Raw genomic sequence first — 2,803 nt, forward strand, 5'->3', positions numbered from 1 at the left:
CGCGGTTGTTGTGATAATACTCGATGGTCTCCCAGCTCCACGCCGAGGGCGTGAAAGCCAGCCAGGTCTCCTGACGCAAGGCGATATCCCTTAACGCAATAAATTCCATATTGGCACTCAGATGGGTCGGCGCACGGCAATCCGAGGTTTTCTTGGGAGAGACACCAAAAGGCGCACTAAACTGTTGCCACAGTGCGCCATCCTCGCTGACGCTCCAAGCCTCCCAACTCTCCGGTTCATCTAATCCGGCATTAGCATAATAGACATACAAAAAACCCTGCCGTAAGGCACGCAGCGCATAATGATAGCCCGGTGCCGAGGGTTCTGGCGTTTCCGCCCACGCCGGCAAGATTTCCGAAACATTATCGGGCACCACGGTATAACGCACCGGCAACARCGCCGGCCCGGTGGACTCACACGTCCAACAAAATGATTGATTCATCTCAACATCTCCTGGTTTTTTGAGGGAATAATGGCGGGATTGGCATGACTGCATTCACGAGCCAGTGCTGACCATGCTTCTGCTGTCAGTCTGACGGTACGCTCGGCATAACCTTCAGCGCTATCGCCGCCTTCATGGGATAACAACGACTGTATCCGGGGGTGTAAATCTATCTCCGGATGGTAAAGCAGACCATGCAATGCACAGGTTTCCAGGTCTTGTGCAACATTAAAGGCGCAGCGTGCAGTTACCCGACGCAATAAGGTCAGCATAATATGCAGAGATCCCAGTTCCGTCCGGCGTAACTGATTGCGGTGCGCCTGACGATATCGGCGCAGTGCCCGGTTCATCGGCCCCGACCAGACCATTTCCGCCACCTGTGCCGCTGTCAATGACAGTGAAAAGGTGTACAGCTCTTTTGCAGACCGGGCATTGTCCCGATGCAGTAACTGGCCGTCGCCGTCAATCAGATACCAGTCGGTTAACGGCCCTAACAAACGCGAACGTTGCCAGTTATCCAGCACCGGCCAAAAGGCATTATTGACCGCCGGGTCATAAAAGCGCAGCATGACCTGCGGTTGAAATGACACGGACTGCACCGCCATCRTACTGATATGGCGTGCAATCGCAGAGGCCGGGCTAGCACTGAACAGCCAACCACACACCATTCGCCCACGCCCGGCAATCAACTCTGCCGGGTCCGTTTCCTGCAACGCCTGCGTAACGCTCAACGCCAGCAATTCGGCATCCTCAGACCGATTGAGATCCAGCAGCACCARCCAGGGAGAATAGCGGGATTCGAAATGGTGATGCTTTATCTGCGTCGGTATCGCCGCCGGCTGATGATTCAGGATGGCCGCCGGTAATCGCTCTTCCTGTCGGTTATTGAGAAAAACCGCCGGGTCAACCAGTAAGAAACCGTGGTCGTCATGCTGAGTGAATRCTGTACACAAATCAGCCAACAAACCGGTCTGCTGTCTGGTTTCAGCCTCGGGAGAAAAATCATAATCTACCGTCATTTGAGTCTTTGCTTCTGTCATTATCTACGCCTCATTTCGTTACACCTTCTTGATTACCCATCATCCGCTCTGCCGTTGACGCACAACGCTCAGGCAAGGTCAGATTTGAACTCTGACTGGCGGGGCCTGTTTTCTGCAAAATGTCACACTGGAATCGGGCATTTTTCGGGCTGGCAAASGAAATATGCCCGTCTTTCAGCGAGATATAAGCTCCCCCGCACTCCAGACGCAGTTCCGTTTTCGCGGAAACGGTCACGCGATCTTGCTGACTTGCCAGCGTCAGCGCCTGTTGCGCCAACACCTCCACCGCGTCAGTCTGTGCCTGAATCTCTACCTTGCCGGAAGCCGCCAGTAGCTTCATACCCAACGTTCGGGTGAACAAACTCAAACCATTCCCCACCGCCAGCCGGAATTTCTTGGTGATGCTCATATCCGCATCCCGACCCACGGTGGTGATCAGGTTTTCACCAGCAGAAAGTTGCAAACTGCCCGGGGTCACCTGAGCAATGCCTGACGGCGCGGAAAGTAACAGAGCGCGTTGTTGCAGATCTTTGAGGGTGTCATTCATCAATGCAGTCTGGGTTTCGATATCCGCCAGTTCCGCTTTCGCCGCCTCAGCGGCATGACGCAACCCCGCCGCGGTCTGAATTGCAGCCTCCAGCTCAGACAACGCCCTTTGCATATCCCGTTGCTGWCCCGACGCTTTAACCTGCTGATCCGCGCTGATAAACAACCCCTTCCCGGCCCGGATCGCTCCCCAGTCGTCAGTGCGCAACTCAAACCCTTCACCGCGCTTGTTGGGATGCGGTCGCTGTCCATCCACCAGATGGCCCAGATTGAGCTGGCTTTTACCCCCATATTCGGTGCTCAGTTTGATGTGCTCTTTGCCGCGATCATCGTCCATCCGCAGTTTGTTGTTGGCCGGCGTGCGCAACACGTTGCGTCTGTAGTTGTAGCGGGTTACATGATCTTCATGCCGCGAGTCATGCAACGCATGGGCGATATAGGGCCGGTCCGGGTTACCCTGTTCAAACGCGATCGCCACTTCGGTTCCCTGGAGCAGCGGCCAGTGGAAACCGTAGGTGTTRCCGGCATACGGGCGGGCTAAACGCACCCACAGGCTTTCGCCTCCCAGCGGCCACTCATCCAAATCAAAATCAAACTTGACGCGGTAACGGCCCATTTTATCGATATGGCTGTAGGTGTCGTTCGGCCAGTCGCTGGTCACCCGCGCCGGCACCGTGCCGGATATCACCGGTCGTTCCCGCAGTGCCGGCCGGTAGCTCAGGATTTCGCTGTAGGGAATGCCACTGAAACTGACCAGATAGTTGCTGTCACGCCG

3 protein-coding genes are annotated in these 2,803 nt (G+C 55.6%); all 3 read right to left on the reverse strand.

Going from position 1 to position 2,803, the window contains the following annotated elements:
- Window positions 1-496: T6SS effector BTH_I2691 family protein (locus tag D3222_RS24045; RefSeq protein WP_304598687.1), on the reverse strand; the 496-nt coding region annotated here is incomplete at its 3' end.
- Entirely contained in the window at window positions 439-1,482 is a 1,044-nt protein-coding gene (locus D3222_RS24050; RefSeq protein WP_118988304.1) for a DUF4123 domain-containing protein, read from the reverse strand. The genes D3222_RS24050 and D3222_RS24045, both read right to left, overlap by 58 nt.
- A gap of 10 nt (window positions 1,483-1,492) precedes the next feature.
- On the reverse strand, window positions 1,493-2,803 hold a 1,311-nt coding region (locus D3222_RS24055), incomplete at its 5' end, for a DUF2345 domain-containing protein (protein ID WP_157975437.1).

It is taken from the genome of Photorhabdus sp. CRCIA-P01, from assembly GCF_003545805.1.
GTDB lineage: Bacteria > Pseudomonadota > Gammaproteobacteria > Enterobacterales > Enterobacteriaceae > Photorhabdus > Photorhabdus antumapuensis.